At 57.0% G+C, this 19802-nt stretch carries 22 protein-coding genes; 5 read left to right on the forward strand and 17 right to left on the reverse strand.

All coding sequences use genetic code 11. The features are described from left to right. Positions 1 to 147: 147 nt before the first annotated feature. The 4 genes from ACA373_RS10370 to sdhC are packed head-to-tail and all read right to left on the reverse strand — an operon-like array spanning position 148 to position 3380. On the reverse strand, positions 148 to 864 hold the full coding sequence (locus tag ACA373_RS10370) for a succinate dehydrogenase iron-sulfur subunit (protein ID WP_253454879.1): 717 nt from the start codon (positions 862 to 864) through the stop codon (positions 148 to 150). A 15-nt stretch (positions 865 to 879) separates the two neighbouring features. Beyond that, positions 880 to 2646 carry a succinate dehydrogenase flavoprotein subunit gene (gene sdhA / locus ACA373_RS10375; protein ID WP_253454880.1) on the reverse strand — a complete coding sequence of 589 codons (1767 nt, stop codon included), beginning with the start codon at positions 2644 to 2646 and terminating at the stop codon, positions 880 to 882. Between the two features lie 3 nt (positions 2647 to 2649). Further along, complete coding sequence (gene sdhD / locus ACA373_RS10380; RefSeq protein WP_125288605.1) at positions 2650 to 2997, reverse strand: succinate dehydrogenase membrane anchor subunit; 348 nt, start codon at positions 2995 to 2997, stop codon at positions 2650 to 2652. After that, positions 2991 to 3380, reverse strand: a complete 390-nt coding sequence (gene sdhC / locus ACA373_RS10385; protein ID WP_253454881.1) for a succinate dehydrogenase cytochrome b556 subunit — start codon at positions 3378 to 3380, stop codon at positions 2991 to 2993. Before sdhC ends, sdhD begins: the two co-directional genes overlap by 7 nt. Before the next feature lie 607 nt (positions 3381 to 3987). Between sdhC and ACA373_RS10390 the strand changes: the two genes are divergently transcribed. Further along, positions 3988 to 5268 carry a citrate synthase gene (locus ACA373_RS10390; protein ID WP_253454882.1) on the forward strand — a complete coding sequence of 427 codons (1281 nt, stop codon included), beginning with the start codon at positions 3988 to 3990 and terminating at the stop codon, positions 5266 to 5268. Positions 5269 to 5310: 42 nt separating this feature from the next. Here ACA373_RS10390 and nei read toward each other — a convergent pair whose 3' ends face one another. The 7 genes from nei to pxpB all read right to left on the reverse strand — a co-directional run bounded on the left by nei (position 5311) and on the right by pxpB (position 10880). Continuing rightward, positions 5311 to 6102 carry an endonuclease VIII gene (nei, locus tag ACA373_RS10395; protein WP_369894981.1) on the reverse strand — a complete coding sequence of 264 codons (792 nt, stop codon included), beginning with the start codon at positions 6100 to 6102 and terminating at the stop codon, positions 5311 to 5313. Positions 6103 to 6114: 12 nt separating this feature from the next. Then, entirely contained in the window at positions 6115 to 6756 is a 642-nt protein-coding gene (pcp, locus tag ACA373_RS10400; RefSeq protein ID WP_253454884.1) for a pyroglutamyl-peptidase I, read from the reverse strand. 7 nt (positions 6757 to 6763) lie between these two features. Then, the gene (locus ACA373_RS10405) at positions 6764 to 7756 is read right to left on the reverse strand and encodes a DUF979 domain-containing protein (RefSeq protein ID WP_370734582.1); all 993 of its coding nucleotides are present in this window, start codon (positions 7754 to 7756) and stop codon (positions 6764 to 6766) included. After that, on the reverse strand, positions 7753 to 8481 hold the full coding sequence (locus tag ACA373_RS10410) for a DUF969 domain-containing protein (protein WP_253454885.1): 729 nt from the start codon (positions 8479 to 8481) through the stop codon (positions 7753 to 7755). The genes ACA373_RS10405 and ACA373_RS10410 overlap by 4 nt, the downstream gene beginning before the upstream one ends. A gap of 89 nt (positions 8482 to 8570) precedes the next feature. Beyond that, complete coding sequence (pxpA, locus tag ACA373_RS10415; protein ID WP_370734481.1) at positions 8571 to 9308, reverse strand: 5-oxoprolinase subunit PxpA; 738 nt, start codon at positions 9306 to 9308, stop codon at positions 8571 to 8573. Then, positions 9298 to 10230: a 5-oxoprolinase subunit PxpC gene (gene pxpC, locus ACA373_RS10420; RefSeq protein ID WP_253454887.1), complete on the reverse strand. Its 933-nt coding sequence runs from the start codon at positions 10228 to 10230 to the stop codon at positions 9298 to 9300. The genes pxpA and pxpC overlap by 11 nt, the downstream gene beginning before the upstream one ends. Further along, the gene (gene pxpB / locus ACA373_RS10425; protein WP_253454888.1) at positions 10224 to 10880 is read right to left on the reverse strand and encodes a 5-oxoprolinase subunit PxpB; all 657 of its coding nucleotides are present in this window, start codon (positions 10878 to 10880) and stop codon (positions 10224 to 10226) included. The genes pxpC and pxpB overlap by 7 nt, the downstream gene beginning before the upstream one ends. Positions 10881 to 11024: 144 nt before the next feature. Here pxpB and ACA373_RS10430 point away from each other — a divergent pair, with 144 nt between their 5' ends. Beyond that, positions 11025 to 11210 (forward strand): hypothetical protein, encoded by a 186-nt coding sequence (locus ACA373_RS10430; RefSeq protein ID WP_253454889.1) that lies wholly within the window; start codon positions 11025 to 11027, stop codon positions 11208 to 11210. A 47-nt stretch (positions 11211 to 11257) separates the two neighbouring features. Here the strand turns inward: ACA373_RS10430 and ACA373_RS10435 are convergent, their stop codons facing one another. From ACA373_RS10435 to seqA, 6 genes are all read right to left on the reverse strand, one after another. Continuing rightward, entirely contained in the window at positions 11258 to 12001 is a 744-nt protein-coding gene (locus ACA373_RS10435) for a type 2 GTP cyclohydrolase I (RefSeq protein ID WP_301253158.1), read from the reverse strand. A 64-nt stretch (positions 12002 to 12065) separates the two neighbouring features. Further along, on the reverse strand, positions 12066 to 13484 hold the full coding sequence (gene phrB, locus ACA373_RS10440) for a deoxyribodipyrimidine photo-lyase (protein ID WP_370734482.1): 1419 nt from the start codon (positions 13482 to 13484) through the stop codon (positions 12066 to 12068). 14 nt (positions 13485 to 13498) lie between these two features. Then, entirely contained in the window at positions 13499 to 14455 is a 957-nt protein-coding gene (locus tag ACA373_RS10445; protein WP_253454892.1) for a 2-thiouracil desulfurase family protein, read from the reverse strand. Between the two features lie 299 nt (positions 14456 to 14754). Then, entirely contained in the window at positions 14755 to 14961 is a 207-nt protein-coding gene (locus ACA373_RS10450) for a DUF2517 family protein (RefSeq protein ID WP_253454893.1), read from the reverse strand. Positions 14962 to 15436: 475 nt separating this feature from the next. Beyond that, positions 15437 to 17077, reverse strand: coding sequence for a phosphoglucomutase (alpha-D-glucose-1,6-bisphosphate-dependent) (pgm, locus tag ACA373_RS10455; protein WP_253454894.1), 1641 nt, complete (start codon positions 17075 to 17077; stop codon positions 15437 to 15439). 24 nt (positions 17078 to 17101) lie between these two features. Continuing rightward, the gene (seqA, locus tag ACA373_RS10460; protein WP_253454895.1) at positions 17102 to 17656 is read right to left on the reverse strand and encodes a replication initiation negative regulator SeqA; all 555 of its coding nucleotides are present in this window, start codon (positions 17654 to 17656) and stop codon (positions 17102 to 17104) included. Between the two features lie 236 nt (positions 17657 to 17892). On the opposite strand from seqA, the gene ybfF reads away from it, so the two are divergent. From ybfF to fldA, 3 genes are all read left to right on the forward strand, one after another. Further along, positions 17893 to 18657, forward strand: a complete 765-nt coding sequence (ybfF, locus tag ACA373_RS10465; RefSeq protein ID WP_253454896.1) for an esterase — start codon at positions 17893 to 17895, stop codon at positions 18655 to 18657. A gap of 145 nt (positions 18658 to 18802) precedes the next feature. Then, positions 18803 to 19084, forward strand: a complete 282-nt coding sequence (gene ybfE / locus ACA373_RS10470) for a LexA regulated protein (RefSeq protein ID WP_125288637.1) — start codon at positions 18803 to 18805, stop codon at positions 19082 to 19084. Positions 19085 to 19225: 141 nt separating this feature from the next. Then, positions 19226 to 19756, forward strand: a complete 531-nt coding sequence (gene fldA, locus ACA373_RS10475) for a flavodoxin FldA (protein WP_125288585.1) — start codon at positions 19226 to 19228, stop codon at positions 19754 to 19756. The last annotated feature ends 46 nt before the right edge of the window (positions 19757 to 19802 follow it).

Genomic DNA, 19802 nt, shown 5'->3' on the forward strand with positions numbered 1-19802 from the left:
AAGCATTACGCTTTTTTGTTGCCGTGATTATGTAACGGAACAGCTAAGCCCCGCGCCGCGTCAGCGGCTTGCCCTCGGCCGTGTTCCGCTTAAGCAAAACCCGGCCTGATAAAACGACCGGGAGCCAGGCTCCCGGACGGTCTGCGCTTAAGCGCTTCGCGCCAGCAGCATCGACTTGATATGGCCGATGGCGCGCGTCGGGTTCAGCCCTTTCGGACAAACGCTGACGCAGTTCATAATGCTGTGGCAGCGGAATACGCTGAACGCATCGTTAAGGTCATCCAGGCGTGCACCGGTTTCCGTATCGCGACTGTCGATCAGGAAACGGTAGGCCGCCAGCAGCCCCGCCGGCCCGATAAACTTGTCCGGGTTCCACCAGAACGACGGGCAGGAAGTGGAACAGCACGCACAAAGAATACACTCGTACAGGCCGTCCAGTTTTTCCCGCTGTTCCGGCTGCTGCAGGTGCTCGCGAGCCGGTGGATTTTGCCCATTATTCAACAGGTAAGGCTTAATTTTCTCATATTGAGTGTAGAACTGGCCCATGTCTACTACCAAATCGCGGATGACCGGCAATCCAGGCAGGGGACGGATCACAATTTTACGTTTTCCCGCGCCGAGCGCGGAAACCGGCGTAATGCAGGCCAGGCCGTTCTTACCGTTCATATTGATGCCGTCGGAGCCGCAGACGCCTTCGCGGCAGGAGCGACGGAAAGCCAGCGTCGGATCTTTCTCTTTCAGACGGATTAGCGCATCCAGCAGCATCATATCGCGCCCTTCTTCCGACTCCAGGCTGTAGTCCTGCATCCGCGGCGCGTCATCGACGTCCGGGTTATAACGATAAACTGAAAATTCGATTCTCATCATATGCTCCGCGAACTAGTAGGTACGGGCTTTCGGCGGGAAAGCCGCGCGCAGTTTCGGCTCCATGTTCACCTCACGGCGAGTCATGCTTTCGCTCTGCGGCAGATAGACGCTGTGGCACAGCCAGTTTGCGTCGTCACGTTCCGGGTAATCGAAGCGGCTGTGCGCGCCACGGCTTTCCGTACGGTAGTTGGCGGCAACCGCGGTGGCGTAAGCCGTTTCCATCAGGTTATCCAGCTCCAGACACTCAATACGCTGGGTATTGAAGTCAGGCGAACGGTCGTCCAGACGGGCGCTTTTCAGCCGCTCGCGCAGGACTTTCAGCTCTTCCAGACCTTTTGCCATCGCGTCGCCTTCGCGGAATACCGAGAAGTTGTTCTGCATGCAGGTTTGCAGCGCTTTACGCAACTCGGCAGGATCTTCGCCGGTTTCGTTATTGTTCCAGCGGTTCAGGCGCGCCAGCGAGGCGTCGATCTCTTCGTCGGTAGCGTCCAGCAGCTCGCCCTGCTCCAGCATCGACTGCTGTAAATGCAGGCCAGCCGCGCGGCCAAATACCACCAGGTCCAGCAGCGAGTTGCCGCCGAGACGGTTAGAGCCGTGTACGGATACGCAGGCGATTTCGCCTACGGCAAACAGACCCGGCACCACGACGTCTTCGCCCTGCTCGTTCAGCGTTATCGCCTGGCCGGTCACTTTGGTCGGAATGCCGCCCATCATATAGTGGCAGGTCGGGATAACCGGAATAGGCTCTTTGACCGGATCGACGTGGGCAAAGGTGCGGGAAAGCTCCAGGATACCCGGCAGACGCGCTTCCAGCACATCTTTACCCAGATGATCGAGCTTCAGCTTGATATGCGGGCCCCACGGGCCTTCGCAGCCGCGGCCTTCGCGGATTTCGATCATCATCGAGCGGGCAACCACGTCGCGTCCGGCCAGATCTTTGGCGTTAGGCGCGTAGCGTTCCATAAAGCGCTCGCCGTGCTTGTTCAGCAGGTAGCCGCCTTCGCCGCGACAGCCTTCCGTCACCAGCACGCCCGCGCCAGCAATGCCGGTCGGGTGGAACTGCCACATTTCCATATCCTGCACCGGCACGCCGGCACGCAGCGCCATGCCCACGCCGTCACCGGTATTGATGTGTGCGTTGGTGGTGGACTGATAGATACGGCCTGCGCCGCCGGTCGCCAGCACGGTGGCTTTTGCTTTAAAGTAGACGACTTCGCCATCTTCGATATTCAGTGCGGTACAGCCGACCACCGCGCCGTCGGCGTTTTTCACCAGATCCAGCGCATACCACTCGGAGAAGATGGTGGTCTTGTTTTTCAGGTTCTGCTGATAGAGCGTATGCAGCAGCGCGTGGCCGGTACGGTCAGCCGCTGCCGCGGTACGTGCCGCCTGCTCGCCGCCGAAATTTTTCGACTGGCCGCCGAACGGACGCTGATAGATACGGCCATCGTCCAGACGGGAGAACGGCAGGCCCATATGCTCCAGCTCCAGAATCGCTTCCGGGCCGGTTTTGCACATATATTCAATGGCGTCCTGGTCACCGATATAGTCGGAACCTTTCACCGTGTCGTACATATGCCATTCCCAGTTGTCTTCATGACTGTTGCCCAGCGCGACGGTAATACCGCCCTGCGCGGACACGGTGTGGGAACGGGTCGGGAATACTTTAGATAACAGGGCACAGGTCTGGCCCGATTGGGAAATTTGCAGTGCGGCACGCATACCTGCACCACCTGCGCCGACTACGACGGCATCAAATTCTCTGACTGGCAACTTCATTTTTTACACACCCCACACAACGACGGTTCCATAAATCGCATAGACAAACAGCACTACCACAATCGCCATCTGCAACAGCAGACGCGTCGCCAGATGTTTGATGTAGTCTGTCAGCACCTGCCACATCCCTATCCAGCCATGCATCAGAATGGAGAACAGCGTCAGCAGCGTGAACACTTTCGTTACGGAGGAGGCAAAAAAACCGCGCCAGATGTCGTAAGTCAGCGTGTCCGTCATTACGATAAAGCCGAGGATGTAAAGGATGTAGAGCGTCATCACAATAGATGTGGCGCGCACCAGCAGCCAGTCGTGAACGCCGTTGCGTCCTAATGCGGAAGCGTTGCTTAACATACGAGGACTCCAGCCAGAATTGAAAGCACGACGGTGATACCAAAGCAGATTTGCGCCGAACGCGTTCCCACCACCTGCGTCTCTGCCAGGTAGCCAAAATCCATTAACATATGACGTATCCCGCCGACGGTATGGTACGCCAGCGCGGTGAGAATGCCCCACATGATGAATTTAACGAAGAAGCTTTGCATAACGGCAGACGCCTGCAAAAAGCCTTCGGGCGACGACAGCGACAGGCCCAATAACCAAAGCAGTATGCCCAAGGCAACAAACGTAATGACGCCGGACACGCGGTGGAGAATGGACGCGATTGCGGTAACGGGAAACCGGATCGTTGAGAGATCCAGGTTGACAGGTCTTTGTTTTTTCACGGTTTTGCCCACAGAGCCTTTCTTATTTTGCTTCCTCCGGTCCTGAAGGTGACAGCCAAATACATAAGCATTCGGACTGTGAACCGGCACCAAAACAGCAACATCCAGTGTTAATTGTGGCGCTAAAACGCTGGGTGGCTCCTGGTGTCAGGGTATTCCGGAGACCTGGCGGCAGTATAGGTCGATCACAATCTCATTACAATTCCCCTACAAACATCTTGGTGAAAAATAGATGGAACAGTGATCTCACTCACGTTTTTCACAAATTGTACAAATTTAATTATCTGATTTGACAAAACTTCAACATTTTTGTTACAAACTGAGCGCGAAAAGTTCTATGATGCACAAAAGTTATGGGGATACACTTTCCCCTAAGCACAAGTTATGTAACATTGGTGAGCTAAACTTATTAAGCATCAGGTTAACAAGTTACGACCATACCGAATCTTTAACAACTGCTAAACAAAGCCTGATTGTGCCCTTCCGGCCCATAGGCGCCGTCACTCTGTACCCTGCACGTAATAAGATGCCACAGAGTTGATACTGCTTACCCGCAGCGGTGGACATAACGGCGTTTCAGATGTCATAGATTCATCGACAAGGCGCTAAGGAGACTTAAATGGCTGATAAAAAAGCAACGCTTAACCTGCCCGGCGAAGACGCTATCGAACTCGACGTACTGAGCGGCACGCTAGGCCAGGAAGAGATCGATGTCCGTAGCCTCGGTTCTAAAGGTTATTTCACTTTTGACCCGGGCTTTACCTCCACCGCCTCTTGCGAATCCAAAATTACCTATATCGACGGCGACGAAGGCGTTCTGCTGCACCGTGGATACCCTATCGACCAGCTGGCGCTGCACTCTAACTACCTGGAAGTGTGCTATATCCTGCTGAATGGCGAAGCGCCAACCAAAGAGCAGTTTGAAGAGTTCAGCACTATCGTTACCCGCCACACCATGATCCACGAGCAGATCCACCATCTGTTCCGCGGCTTCCGTCGTGATTCTCATCCGATGGCGGTCATGTGCGGCGTAACCGGCGCGCTGGCGGCTTTCTATCACGATGCAATGGACGTGAATATCGAGCGTCACCGCGAAATCGCCGCTTTCCGTCTGCTGTCGAAAATGCCGACCGTGGCCGCCATGTGCTACAAGTATTCCATCGGCCAGCCGTTCGTCTATCCGCGCAACGACCTTTCCTATGCCGGTAACTTCCTGAACATGATGTTCTCTACGCCTTGCGAAGAGTACGTGGTCAACCCGGTGCTGGAACGCGCCATGGATCGTATTCTGATCCTGCACGCGGATCACGAGCAGAACGCCTCCACTTCTACCGTGCGTACAGCTGGTTCTTCCGGCGCTAACCCGTTCGCCTGTATCGCTGCGGGCATCGCTTCCCTGTGGGGACCGGCGCACGGCGGCGCCAACGAAGCCTGCCTGCGTATGCTGGAAGAGATCAAAACGGTTGAGCATATCCCGGAATTCCTGCGTCGTGCGAAAGACAAGAACGACTCTTTCCGCCTGATGGGCTTCGGCCATCGCGTGTATAAGAACTACGATCCGCGCGCCACGGTGATGCGTGAAACCTGTCACGAAGTGCTGAAAGAGCTGGGCATGAAGGACGACCTGCTGGAAGTGGCCATGGAGCTGGAGCATATTGCGCTGAACGACCCGTACTTTATCGAGCGCAAACTCTATCCGAACGTCGATTTCTATTCAGGCCTGATCCTGAAAGCGATGGGTATCCCTTCCTCTATGTTTACCGTTATCTTCGCCATGGCGCGTACGGTCGGCTGGATCGCCCACTGGAAAGAGATGCACGACGACGGCATTAAAATTGCCCGTCCGCGTCAGCTTTACACCGGCTACGATCAGCGCGATTTTAACTCGTTGACCAAATAAGGCTAACGTTGCTATGAGAAGCGCCGCAATGCGGCGCTTTTTTTATGTCTGACAGCCCGGACACCAGTAAAAAGGCCGTGAAGAGAGCGAGGTTTTCTCAATGATGCCACCGCAGCGCTCGCACGGTTTGCCCGCCCGATGAAAAACTTTAAAGCTGAACAGCGCGCCATGATGCTTGTTTTCTTTTGCCACGCCACGCGTCTGGTAAGAAAGCCGGGGGATGGCCAGCAGCGCTTCCGCCAGCTTGTCCAGCTGCGCCTCGTCTAAATCCTGTGCCTTATGCTGCGGCGCCAGACCGGCGTGCCAGAGGATCTCTACCCGCAGATAGTTGCCTAAACCCGCCAGGAAAGCCTGATCCAGCAGCAGGCCGCTGAACTGGCGCCGCCGGAAGCGCGGTGACAGCAGGCGCGCCTTGACCTCTTCCACCGTCAGCGTCATATCCAGCACGTCCGGGCCGACGCGCAGCAAAAAAGGATGGGCGGCCAGCGTATCCTGCGTCAGCAGTTCAATATCAGAGGCGCTATACAGCAGCAGCGTTTTATCTTCTGCCGCCAGCTTCACGCGCAGCACCCGATTGCTTTGCGGCTCGGTGCCGCTTTTAATCACGCGCCAGACGCCGTAAAGCTGGTTATGGCTGTAGAGGATCAATCCGTTGGAGAAATGCGTCAGTATCGCTTTGCCGCGCGTTTCGATCGCCTCTACCCTTTCGCCAATCAGCGAGGATTCGTAGGTTTTCAGTTGGGGAAAAGCAAACCAGACGTCGGTCAGCGTTTTACCCTTGATGGCTTTTTCCAGCTTGTCCGCCGCGCGGCGGATCTCAGGCCCTTCCGGCATGGTGCCTCCTTGTTATTGTGTGGCGCCGCCTTCCAGCTTTTTGTCCTCTTCCACGGTCAGCGCGATGCTCAGCGCCATCTCCAGCGCCAGCACTACCGTCTGGAGCGGCATACTGGCCGCGCCCGGATGCCTCACCGCCTGCTGCGGCAAATACGGCACGTGGATAAACCCACCGCGACCGCCCTGCTGCGCCTGGCGATGCAGCAAACCGTAAAGCACATGATTGCAAACGAAAGTCCCGGCCGTTTGGGATACCGCCGCGGGGATATCCGCCTCGCGGATACCTTCGACGATCGCCTTAATCGGCAGCGTGGCGAAATAAGCGGCCGGGCCGTCCGCAACGATGCGTTCATCAATCGGCTGTCTGCCCGCATTATCGGGAATACGCGCGTCGTCAATATTAATTGCCACGCGCTCGACCGTGATATTGGGCCGGCCGTTCGCCTGGCCGACCACGATCACCAGCTCCGGCTCCAGCTCATCCATCGCGTCGTTTAATACCTGAAGCGATTCACCAAATACGCAAGGCAGCTGTTTCGCCACCACGTGCGCGCCGCAGATCATTCTTTCATGCAGCTGGCTGACCGCTTCCCAGGAGGCGTTGACCAGCTCGCCCTCGAATGGCTCAAACGCCGCCATTAATACTGTTTTCATTGCCGCCTCACCGAAACATCAGAAACCAGAGAAGAAAAATATTGGTTATTAACAATAGCACGCCGGTCGGTATCTGAGCCTTGATCACCGCATTACGATCGGGCAGCTCCAGCAGCCGGGCGGGTACGATATTGAAGTTGGCGGCCATCGGCGTCATCAGCGAGCCGCAATAGCCGGAGAACATGCCGATCGCCGCCATCACGGCCGGGTTGCCGTGGTGCTGCAAGACCAGGATCGGGATGCCGATACCGGCGGTGACGATAGGGAAAGCCGCAAAGGCGTTGCCCATAATCATGGTCAGCAGCGCCATGCCTGTAGCGTAGGCCGCTACGGCGATAAAACGGTTGTCCACGGCAAGGTAAGTTTCCGTCAGATGCGCAATCGCCGTGCCCACCCCGGCGGTAGTAAACAGCAGGCCCAGCGTGGCGAGGATCTGCGGCAGAATAAAGGCCCAGCCGATAGCATCAAGCAGGCGGCGCGCTTCCTGTACGGACTGCGCGGGCGCTTCATGCGTCATTTTCAGCGCGATCAGCCAGCCCACCACGCAGCCAACCATCATAGAGAAAAGCGTGACCAGCGTGGCCTGATTGCCTTCCCCAAACAGCGCTACCCGTGCGCCCGGCAAATTATTAAACAGCAGCACGCCGGCAACCGTAACCACCGGGATGGCCAGCGCAGGCAGAAACAGCCGGTTGCGCAGGCGTTTGGCGCTCGCCTCGCGCTCCTGATGGCTGCGCTGATGGTAGGAGCCCAGCTTTACGCCGCCCAGACCGGCAATCAGCGCCATAATCACCACCACCACGCCGATAGCAATATGGAGCGAACGCGCGCCGAACCATGCCGATGCCCCGTCGCTGACCAGAAAAACCAGGCCGTAGAGCGCCCAGAACAGGCCGGTAGTCAGACGACGCGGATTAGCTTTGTCTCGCCAGGACATCACGGCGACCACCAGCAGGATCAAACCCGCCAGCCAGTAAAGATACTGTTGCTGAAACATCAGCGCCCTCCTTTGGCTTTCTGCGCCTGCGCATTCAGCGCGGCAAGCTCTGCCGCCAGGGTTTTATCCAGGCGACGCAGGCGAAAGGCGTGGATCAGAAAAGCGCAAACGGCGGTCGGGATGCCCCAGAGCGCTATCTGTAGCGGATCGGTCTGGATGCCCGCCGACTGCTGCATAAAATTATGCATAAAGATGATGGCGCCAAAAGCGACAAAGATATCCTCGCCGAAAAACAGCCCGACGTTATCGGTCGCCGCCGCCATAGCGCGCAGGCGATGACGCACTTCCGGCGGCAGCTCGCCGTAACGATTTTCGGTAGCGCCTTCCGCCATCGGCGCCAGCAGAGGACGCACCATTTGCGGATGGCCGCCCAGGCTGGTCAGCCCCATCGCCGCCGTCAGCTCACGCACCAGCAGGTAGACAATAAGCAATCTTCCCGCCGTAGCGCTTTTGATCTGCGCAATCCAGGCCTGGGCGCGCTCTTTCAGCCCGTGGCGCTCCAGCAGGCCTATCACCACTAAAGGCAACAGCAGGATCAGCGGCAGGTTGCGGGTATTGAGAAAGCCCGAACCCAGTTTTTCCAGAATATCGCCGATCGGCATTTTTGCCGCCAGCCCGGTGATTAAACCGGCGACCAGCACCACCAGCACCGGGTTAAAGCGCAGTAGAAAACCAACCACGATGGCAGCGATGCCGGCCAGCGGCCAGAGATTAACGACAGGATCCATTTATCCTCCTGATAAAGGCTGAAGCTTCCCGCTGCGTGCAGGAGCAATAAGGGAGACGGCCAGGCAAGCGGGCCGTCCGTAGCGATACGTCAGCCGTAGCTGACTGCAATATCTCGTGCGGCGAACGCCTCACGGAGCTGGCGGGCAAAGGCCAGCGCATGGGCGCCGTCGCCGTGCAGGCATACGGTTTGGGCATTGACGCTGACCCATTCGCCGCTGACGGCCCGCACTTTCCCCCGCTGCACTATCGCGAGCGTTTGTGCAATAGCCTGCTCGTCGCTCTCTATCAGCGCGCCGGGCTGCGAGCGAGGCACCAGCGAACCGTCCGCCTGGTAGCCGCGATCGGCAAAAACCTCCTCTCTGGTGGTCAGGCCCGCTGATTTAGCGGCGCGAACAGATTCGCTGCCCGCCAACCCCACCAGGATCAGGTGCGGATCGGCAGCCCTGACCGCCTGCGCGATAGCTTCCGCCAGCGAGGCGTCCTCAGCGGCCTGGTTGTAAAGCATCCCGTGCGGCTTCACATGCGTCACCTTGCCGCCTTCGCTGCGGGCAATAGCCTGGAGCGCGCCAATCTGATAAAGCGTCTGCGCATAAATCGTTTCAGCAGGCAGTGCCATACGCGTGCGGCCAAAGTTTTCGCGATCGGGAAAGCCGGGATGCGCCCCAATCGCCACGCCATACTCCAGCGCCCAGCGCACGCACTGCCGCATGGTTTCCGCGTCGCCCGCGTGAAAACCACAGGCGATATTGGCCGAGGAAACCAGCTGTAATAAGGCGCGATCGTTGCCGCAGCCCTCACCCAAATCGGCGTTTAAATCAATTTTCATGCGCTAATCCCCATGCCATTTGTTCCAGTACCCGATCGCGCTCGCGCTTCGCCTGCAGCGCTTCTTCCAGTGTGCAGTGCACAAAATGGATCGGCTCGCCCAGACGGATCTGCGCCAGATGATAGAGGTCGGCTTCAATCACGCAGGCGATACGCGGGTAGCCGCCGGTGGTTTGCGCATCCGCCATCAGCACAATCGGCTGGCCGTTAGGCGGCACCTGCACCACGCCGGGGATCAGCCCGTGCGACAGCATATCGCGCCCGGCTTCGCGCACCAGCGCGCGACCCTGTAAGCGATAGCCCATACGGTTGCTCTGCGGGCTGAGCTGCCAGCCCGTCCGCCAGAACAGCTCCCGGCTTTCGCGGCTGAATTCGTGGTATTCCGGGCCGGCCATCGCGCGAACGCGGTTGCCAAACAGCAGCTGGCGCACGCCCGCCGGTTTGCTGAATGTGCGCGCGGGTTCGCCCAGCGGCAGCCTGTCGCCGTCTTCAATCTGCCGTCCCGCAAAGCCGCCCAGGCCCGTTTTCAAATCGGTGCTGCAGGAGCCGAGCACGGGCACGGCGGCAAAACCGCCAGCCAGCGCCAGGTAGCTGCGCATCCCGCGCTGCGGCATTTTCAACGTCAGGCGCGATCCTTTGCGTACGGCGAGGCGCCAGCCCGTCCACACCGGTTTGCCGTCCAGCTCGGCGCTACAGCCCGCGCCCGTCAGCGCCATCCAGCCGTCCCGGGTAAACTCCGCGCAGAACTGGCCGAGCGTAATTTCCAGCACCGGGCTGTTCTGCTCATTGCCGACCAGCAGGTTGGCCGTCGCCATTGCCGGATAGTCCAGCGCGCCGCCGCTGCTGACGCCGAACTGACGCCAGCCGATACGGCCTGCGTCCTGTAAGGTGGTACTCATGCCAGCCCGAATAATATTCAGCACAGGCCCTCCTTTTGCGGAATAAAGCGTACCTGATCGCCGGGACGTAAAAGCGTCGGCGGCTGCTGTTCAGGCGTAAACAGAGCGATACTCGTCTGGCCAATTAGCTGCCAGCCGCCCGGCGCGGCAAGCGGATAAACGCCGGTCTGGCTACCGCCGATGCCCACGGATCCGGCCGGCACCTTCAGGCGCGGCTCCGCCCGCCGGGGCGTATGCAGCCGCTCGTCCAGGCCTGCCAGGTAAGGGAAACCGGGCTGGAAGCCGATAAAATAAACGGTATAGCGCCCCGCCGCGTGGGCTTCCACCACCTGCTGCGGCGTCAGTCCGCTTTGACGCGCCACCTCGTCCAGATCCGGCCCTGCTGCGCCGCCGTAGATAACGGGAATGGCGATATCCCGCGTTTCCAGCACCAGCGCTTCGCTTGTTTCCCACCAGCCCTGGAGCCACTCGATGGCGTCCAGCGCGTGCTGTTGCGGGTTGCTTAAAATCACCGTGATATTGTTCATGCCGGGAATGACTTCCGTGACTTCCGGCCGGCCGGTCAGACGCGCTGACAGGCCCCAGATACGCTGCTGGCTGCTGAGAGAGACAGGGGGTTCCAGCTCAAGCACTACCGCGCGCTCACCTGAAAGGTAACAACGTGCTCGTTGCAAAACACTCTCCCGGCCCGTTGATAAGGCCACCGTTTTCCAGAAAGAAGAAATAGTTATGCGGAAATGTCAGAGAAGTGTCAATAATCGATTAGCCAGGCGCGACACAGTGGCTACTATTACGGTTTCTGCATAAAGGAGGTAGCGATGAGCACGACATTCAAAATTCATTACGAACATCAGGCCGAAGGCCATCTGCATTCCGAAGAAGTGCTGTTGGAAAGCGAGGGCGAACCGACAGAGGAAGCCGTACAGGACGCGGTGCGCCAGGATATTGCGAAGCATCACGGCGCGGCAGAGTTTACGGTGATCTCAGTCGCACCCTACCCTTAAGCGGGCGTTGAGGTTAACAGGCGGCCACCGGGGCCGCCTGTCTGCTGTCAGGCGGGGTTGTCGATATCGATAAAGGTGACGTCCAGGCCATGCTGTGCCGCCAGCCATTCACCCAGCGCCTTGATACCGCCGCGCTCGGTAGCATGATGTCCGGCCGCAAAAAAGTGCAGGCCCTGCTCGCGCGCGCTGTGAATGGTTTGTTCGGAAACCTCGCCGGAAATAAAAGCGTCCACGCCGAAAGCCGCCGCGGCATCAATAAAGCCCTGGCCGCCGCCTGAGCACCACGCCACTTTGCGGATCAGCGCTGGCGCGTTATCGCCGCAGTGCAGCGGGTCGCGATGCAGGGTCTGGCCGATGCGTGCGGCAAGCTGCTCGCCCGTCAGCGGCTCCTGCAGCTCGCCCCAGAACACCAGCGGCATCACTTCGCCTTTGACCTCAATCCCAAACAGTTTCGCCAGCTGCGCGTTATTGCCCAGCTCGGGATGCGCGTCCAGCGGCAGATGCCAGCCGTAAAGGTTGATATCGTTCGCCAGCAGCGTTTTCAGCCGGTTGCGCTTCATGCCCTTAATCACCGGCGCTTCGCTTTTCCAGAAATAGCCGTGATGCACCAGCACCGCGTCCGCCTGTAAACGTACGGCCTCATCCAGTAGCGCCTGACAGGCGGTCACGCCGGTAACGATTTTCTGTACCTGCTCGCGCCCTTCTACCTGAAGACCGTTCGGCGCATAGTCGCTGAAGCTCGCGGTATTCAGCTGCTGGTTAACGATGTTTTCTAATTCACTGTTTTGCATAGGGCGTACACTCTTTTGCCGTTCTCAATGCGGCTACTTTAGCAGAGGGCGGCAAAACGCGCGGCTATTTCCTTGCCGCCTCGTAGGCCGCCAGCGCACGTTTGCGGGCCTCTTTGTGGTCAACGATGGGGTGAGGATAATCGAGCTGAACGCCGTTTTTCCGCGCCCATTCATGCGGCTGGTGAATATGCTGAACGGGCACCGCCTTCAGTTCCGGTAGCCATTGCCGAATGAATTCGCCTTCTTTATCAAAGCGTTCGCCCTGCGTAGTGGGATTGAAGATGCGAAAGTAAGGCGCCGCATCGTTGCCGCTGGAAGCGGCCCACTGCCAGCCGCCGTTATTCGCTGCCAGATCGCCGTCGATCAGCTGCGACATAAAATAGCGTTCGCCGATCCGCCAGTCGATCAGCAGATCTTTAATCAGGAAACTGGCGGTAATCATCCGCAGGCGATTATGCATCCAGCCAAGACTGTTCAGCTGCCGCATAGCGGCATCCACTATCGGATAACCGGTTTTGCCCTGCTGCCAGGCGGCCAGCTGGTCATCATTGCGCTGCCATTGCACCTTTTTTGTCCAGCTGATAAAGGGCTGATGTTTGCAGAGCGCGGGCCAGGCGACAATCAGGTGCCGGTAGAACTCGCGCCAGATAAGCTCGTTAAACCAGCTGAATATTTTGTCGTTTTCTAACGCGTCGGGATGCTCGCGCAGCAGGCGATGCAGGCACTGGCGCGGCGACAGCACCCCGGTAACCAGATAAACGGACAGGCGGCTCGTGCCGTCAATGGCCGGCGTGTCTCGCCTGGCCGCATACTCCGCGACCGGCTGCTGACAGAACTCGCGCAGACGTTGGATAGCCGTTTTCTCCCCTACCGGGAAAAGATCGGTATTAAAGTCTTCCTGCGGGTAATCAAATGGTTCCAGAGCGGGTAGTTTTTCCAGCGGCGCCTGAGCGCGCGGTTTGGGCGCGGGCGCGCATTCCGGCATCCCTTCATGCAGTCGGCGAACAAAAGCTTTGCTGAATGGCGTAAAGACTTTAAACATTTCCCGATTGCCTGTCAGCACGCTGCCGGGCGGCAGCAGACCGTCATCGAAGCCCTGCACAACTATATCCAGCTCGCTCAGTTCGCGTTCCGCTTGCGCATCGCGCTGGCGCTCGTTGACTTCGTGCTGATAGTTATAAAACAGGCTGTCGACATGATGCTCACGGCAGAAATCTTTCAGCGCTTCAACGGAGGCGGAAAAATCATCGCGCTGTAAATAGTGCAGCGGGATGCCTTTTTCTGCCAAAGCACCCTGGACATCGTGCAGGCTTTGATAAATAAAAGCGGCCTGCTTCGGTGACATATCATGCGATTGCCACTGTTTTGGCGTGGCGATATAGAGAACGAGCACTTCCGCATTGACATCGCTGCAGGCTGCATAAAGCGCGTAGTTATCGTGGATGCGCAGATCGTTGCGCATCCAGACCAGATGGGTGGCCATAGCTTTCCCTGTAATTAATGGCCGTAACGCAGGCGAAGCGCTTCCGGATAAGGCTCAAAATAGCGTTGCTGGGTAAGGTAAGGATCGGGATATTCCGACATATAGTGTTTGAGCAGCGTCATCGGCGCCAGCAGCGGTTGTAAGCCCTGACGATAGTGATCGATCAGCGAGGTCAGCTCCTCGCGCTGTTTGGCGTTCAGCTGCGGTCGGAAATAGCCCTGTACGTGCATCATCACATTAGTGTGGTTGCCGCGCGTGGCTTTATGCTTCAGCAGATCCATCAGGCGCTGACGATACTCAAAAGCAAAGGCTTCCAGTGAAGGCCACTGCTCAATAGCCGCCACAAAGCGACCAATCTCGCGATATTCCGGCTGTGAATGCGCCAGCAGCGTTAGCTTATAGCGGCTGTGAAAGGCAATAAGCTTGCCGCGCGTCAGGCCGCTGCGCCACAGCTGGTTAAATTCATGCAGCGTGTAAATGCGCTCAACAAAGTTCTCGCGCAGCACGGGATCGTGCAGCCTGCCGTCTTCTTCGACCGGCAGCCACGGCATTTGCTTCATCAGTTCACGCGTAAAGATGCCAACGCCTTCTTTACGGTTGTTGTTATTTTCTGGCTGGTAGACGCGCACCCGCTCCATGCCGCAGCTGGGCGATTTGGCGCAGACGATGTAGCCGCAAAGGTGATGCAGGCTGGCGATTTTTTTCTCGGAAAAGCTTTGCATTTCCTGGGTCAGCGGATCGCCTTTCCCGTTGCTGAAGCAAAGCTCAACGCTATTTTCGGCCGTTTCGGTCAGGCGCAGGGCCGGACGCGGCGTGGGCAGACCAATCGCCATTTCCGGGCAAACCGGTTCATAACGCATAAAAGGCGCCAGATCTTCGGCGGCAAAGGCGCAACGTTTGTGGCCGCCATCAAAGCGGACACTGTCGCCAAGCAGGCAGGCGCTGATGCCTACCGGAATTTTCTCACTCATACCTTTCTCCCCTTCGCTACTTTCATCATTAAGTGTAGCGGTTAAATCTGTACAAGACAAAATAAGTTGTACAACTTTATGGAAAGAATTGCTACCGGTGATTTATCGAAAAAAGGCCGGCCCACGAAAAACCTTACGGAACAAGGCAAAGCGGCAGGAAGAAAAGAAAAATGCCCCTAAAACGGGGCATTAACAGCGGTCTGAAGGCGGTGGAAAGATAAGAAGCATGCCCCGAAACCGGAGCATTAAGAAAAATCTAAAGCATGAGGATAAGGCGGCGTTAAAGCATGCGGGCGCGATTAATAAAAATCGGCAGCGGCCCTTTCCGCCTGCGCCAGCCACACGGGCTGCGTACTGGTTTTGCACCAGCAGCGATGCAGGTAGCTGTAAAAGCGCGAGCGGTCGCGATAAAAAAGCATAAAAGGCAGCGCGACAACACCGACCGCAAGCGTTGCCAGCCGACGCAGTAGAAGATGAGGCAGCGAGTATTGATGATAGAGATTCATACGCCCTCCGGAAAAGTAAAAGTCTGGCTAAAATAATACCGATCTGGCGATATATTTACCACTCATCCGACCAGATTAAATTAAAAATTATCCAGGTAAAGGCAATAAGTTAAATTAAAGTTAATTTAAATTAAATAAATAACAACTACGTTACATTGCATCTGTTTAAATATGGCCATAACCACCGCCCCGCGCCGTTGCAGCAAGCCTGTAGCCGCATGGCCACTGCCTGAAGGGGTTTAAGCAGTTTTGTACAGGGTAAATGCATTATTGTTCAACTGTTTAAGCTTGATGCTGTTTTATCACTGCGCCCTGTTTGTTCCAGCCACTCCCGGAACAGACGGCTTGGGTATACGAATAAGGGAAGTTCACAGCTTTAAAATCGGCTGAATTATTCGGGACATCCCGAAACAGGCAAAATTGGAATATAAAAAAGGCGCTAATAAATTAGCGCCTTTTATTTTCAGCCCTGATATCAGGCGTTTTTCAGTACTTCGCTAACAATTTCTACCGCTTCTTTCTCAATCTTCTCGCGGTGCTCGGCACCCAGGAAGCTTTCGCAATAGATTTTGTAGGCGTCTTCCGTACCGGACGGACGCGCTGCGAACCAGCCGTTCTCGGTCATCACCTTCAGGCCACCGATTGATGCGCCGTTGCCTGGCGCCGCCGTCAGGCGAGCGGTGATAGGATCGCCCGCCAGCGTATCGGCGCTGACCATTTCCGGCGACAGCTTCGACAGCGCCGCTTTTTGCGCGGAGGTCGCAGAAGCCTGCAGACGGTTATAGCTTGGTGCGCCAAAGCGCTCCGCCAGCTCGTTATAGTGCTGCTGCGGATTTTTACCGGTCACAGCGGTGATCTCGGCGGCCAGCAGGCACATGATGATACCGTCTTTGTCCGTTGACCAAGGCGTACCGTCAAAACGCAGGAAGGAAGCGCCCGCGCTCTCTTCGCCGCCGAAGCCGAAACTGCCGTCGAACAGGCCGTCAACGAACCATTTGAACCCTACCGGCACTTCCACCAGCTTACGGCCGATGTCGTTGACCACGCGGTCGATCATCGCGCTGGAGACCAGCGTTTTGCCGACGGCAACCTCTTTGCCCCACTGCGGACGGTGCTGGAACAGATAGTTAATAGCAACGGCCAGGTAATGGTTAGGGTTCATCAGGCCCGCAGGCGTAACGATGCCGTGGCGGTCATAGTCCGGGTCGTTGGCAAACGCCAGATCGAACTTATCACGCAGCGCCAGCAGGCCCGCCATCGCGCTTTCGGATGAGCAGTCCATACGGATCACGCCGTCTTTATCCAGGTGCATAAAGCGGAACGTCTGGTCGACCGAATCGTTAACGATAGTCAGATCCAGATTGTAATATTCCGCGATACGCTGCCAGTAGGCGATGCCGGAGCCGCCAAGCGGATCGACGCCGATTTTCAGGCCCGCTTTCTGAATAGCCGGAATATCGATGATCTGCGCCAGACCTTCGATATAAGGCTGGATCAGATCTTTTTCCTGCAGATGGCCGCTTGCCCAGGCTTCGTCCAGCGCCATGCGCTTAACATCTTTCAGGCCGTCTTTAATCAGCTGGTTAGCGCGATCTTCCACCACTTTAGTGACGTTAGTATCGGCCGGGCCACCGTTTGGCGGATTGTATTTGATGCCGCCATCTTCCGGCGGGTTATGCGAAGGCGTGATAACGATGCCGTCAGCCTGCGCGCCGCCGGCTTTGTTGTGCTCAAGGATAGCGTTAGAGATGGCAGGCGTCGGCGTGTAGCCGTTGTCCTGCTGTACAATCACATCCACGCCGTTCGCCGCCAGCACTTCCAGTACGGAAATAATCGCCGGTTCGGACAGCGCGTGCGTATCTTTACCCACGTAGCAAGGGCCGGTAACGCCGTTCTTTTTGCGCTCTTCCGCAATCGCCTGCGCGATAGCCAGAATGTGCGTCTCGTTGAAGCTCTGTCGGCCTGCGCTACCGCGATGGCCGGACGTGCCGAATTTCACCGCGTGTTCCGCGTTGCCTGTTTCCGGCTGCAGGACGTAATACTGCGAGGTCAATTGTGCAACGTTAATCAAATCGCTCTGCTGTGCTGGCTGCCCGGCACGGGGGTGACTGGCCATTGGCGCTTCTCCCTGACGCTGTGTTTAGAGTGTGCCGCAAACCTTGTCCGCCAGTTCCGTCGGGAACTGCATGGACGACATGATATGTTCAATCATGCTGCGTTTACGGCCTGTGTTGGTGTTGGTGATCACCCAATACGGCGTGCCGGGAATATGCTGCGGCTTGGTATGGGTGCCGTTCTGTACCAGGGTTTGCTGATTGCCTGCAAAGTAGACGCGCGTACGACCATGCAGTGACTCGGTCGCCGCGGCAAATGCTTTGGGATCCAGATTGTATAAAGTCGACAGGATCAGCATAAAACGGTTTACCGCTTTTTTCTGCTCCGCATACTCGTCCGACAGCAGCAGCTCGCGCACGGCGCGAACGCGATCCTGCGGGCGAGACGTCTCTTTCACCACGGTTTCCTGTACGCTGGCGACAGGCGCGGGCGCAGCCGTAACAGCAGGTGCCTTCGGCGCTGCCTGACCAGCAGAAAATTTCAGCATACGACGTAAAATGTCGGAGGCGCTTTCACCAATATGCTGAGTGTGGCTGGCGATATAACGGTAGAGCTCTTCGTCGACTTCAATAGTTTTCATCTTGATCCAGTACGATTATTGCTGATAAGAGCCGGTTAGCGACCTGTTTTACCCAGGCGCGGACGGACCAGCTCTAACACGAGGATTATAAAGTTAAATCCTGCCGGGTTGTAGCGCCAGCCCCAATTGCGGACAAAAGTCGGAATATGCCGTAAAAAGATCGGGTCTGTCGCGGCGGCAGAAAATCGCTGTTTTATGATAACCTAACCCCTCGTTTCCTCCGTAAGAAGTTTGCCATGAAATTGAATTTCCGCCTGCAATCTGAACAAACGACCGTTTCTGACGCGCCCGTGGTGCTTATTCACGGCCTTTTCGGCAACCTGGATAACCTTGGGGTGCTGGCGCGCGACCTGAAAGCGGATCGCCGCATTATTCAGGTGGACGTCCGAAATCATGGCCTTTCGCCGAGGTCGGATGAAATAAGCTATGCCGCAATGGCGCGCGACGTGCTGGAAACGCTGGATGAGCTTGATGCCGACCGGTTTGATATTATAGGCCATTCCATGGGCGGGAAAATCGCCATGACGCTGGCTTCCCTTGCCCCGGAACGCGTCGGGCAGCTGGTGGTTATCGATATTGCGCCGGTGGCCTACCGGGAACGCCATCACGACGCGATTTTCGCCGCGCTGGCCGCCGTCAGCGAAGCGGGCATTACCCGCCGGAGCGAAGCCGCCGCGCTGATGCGTCAGACCATAGAGGAAGAAGGCGTCATTCAGTTTCTGCTTAAATCGTTTCAGGACGGCGAATGGCGTTTCAACGTGCCGGCGCTCTGGCAGCACTACGATCGGATTATCGGCTGGGAAACGCTGCCCGCCTGGCCACATCCCACGCTGTTTATTCGGGGCGAACATTCGCCTTATCTACAGGAAGCGTATCGTGACGCGCTGCTGGCCCAGTTCCCTGCCGCCCGCGCCCACGTGATTACCGGCGCGGGTCACTGGGCGCATGCCGAGAAACCTGATGCCGTTTTGCGCGCCATCCGCCGTTTTTTTGCCCTGTGAAAACAAATGTTTCAGTAAAAGGCTAAATAATTGTCGTCGCGACTTTCGCTGGGGTATGATGGCGCGCTAAAATTTGTCGACGGCACCGGCCGCAAACGCTAACGGCTCAATCCATCAGAACTCCAGCCTTCAGTATCACGATTCTATGGCAAAAGAAAACACGGACCGCACCACGATCGATCTGTTCGCAGACGAGCGTCGACCGGGACGACCCAAAACCAATCCACTGGCACGTGATGAGCAGTTGCGCATTAACAAACGCAACCAGCTTAAGCGTGATAAAGTGCGCGGGCTGAAGCGCGTAGAACTGAAAATGAACAGTGACGCAGTTGACGCCCTGAACCAGCTCGCCGAGCAGCGTAATATGAGCCGCAGCGAACTGATAGAAGAGATGGTCATGGCGCAGTTAGCCAGGCCTGAGCGCTGAAGCACGCGCTACGGTAAAGCACAAAGCGACAAATGCAGGCGGATTAGCCGTTTATCCCCCTGTTGCTGTCTGCTATTATTGCCCTTAACATTTTCAGGCTAGCCGCCGCATATCATTAAGTTTCAAGAGGTTATTAAACTCATGGCAATCGTAGGCATTTTCTTTGGCAGCGATACGGGCAATACGGAAAACATTGCAAAAATGATCCAGAAGCAGCTCGGTAAAGAGGTGGCTGAAGTTCATGATATCGCTAAAAGCAGCAAAGAAGACCTTGAAGCCTTTGATATTTTGCTGCTGGGCATCCCGACCTGGTACTACGGTGAAGCGCAGTGCGACTGGGATGATTTCTTCCCTACGCTGGAAGAGATCGACTTCAACGGCAAGCTGGTCGCGCTGTTTGGCTGCGGCGATCAGGAAGATTACGCGGAATATTTCTGCGACGCGATGGGCACTATTCGCGACATTATCGAGCCTAACGGCGCGGTGATCGTCGGCCACTGGCCGACAGAAGGCTATGATTTCGAGGCCTCTAAAGGCCTGGCGGACGATACCCATTTCCTTGGCCTGGCCATTGATGAAGATCGCCAGCCGGAGCTGACCAACGAACGCGTTGAAAAGTGGGTCAAACAGATTTCTGACGAGCTTCAGCTCCAGGATATTCTCGAAGCGTGATAGCATTGGCCCGCTGTACGAATCCACAGCGGGCCAATGGTTTTTC

Origin of the sequence: Erwinia sp. STN24 (assembly GCF_041320675.1) — a bacterium.
GTDB classification, from domain to species: domain Bacteria; phylum Pseudomonadota; class Gammaproteobacteria; order Enterobacterales; family Enterobacteriaceae; genus Erwinia; species Erwinia aeris.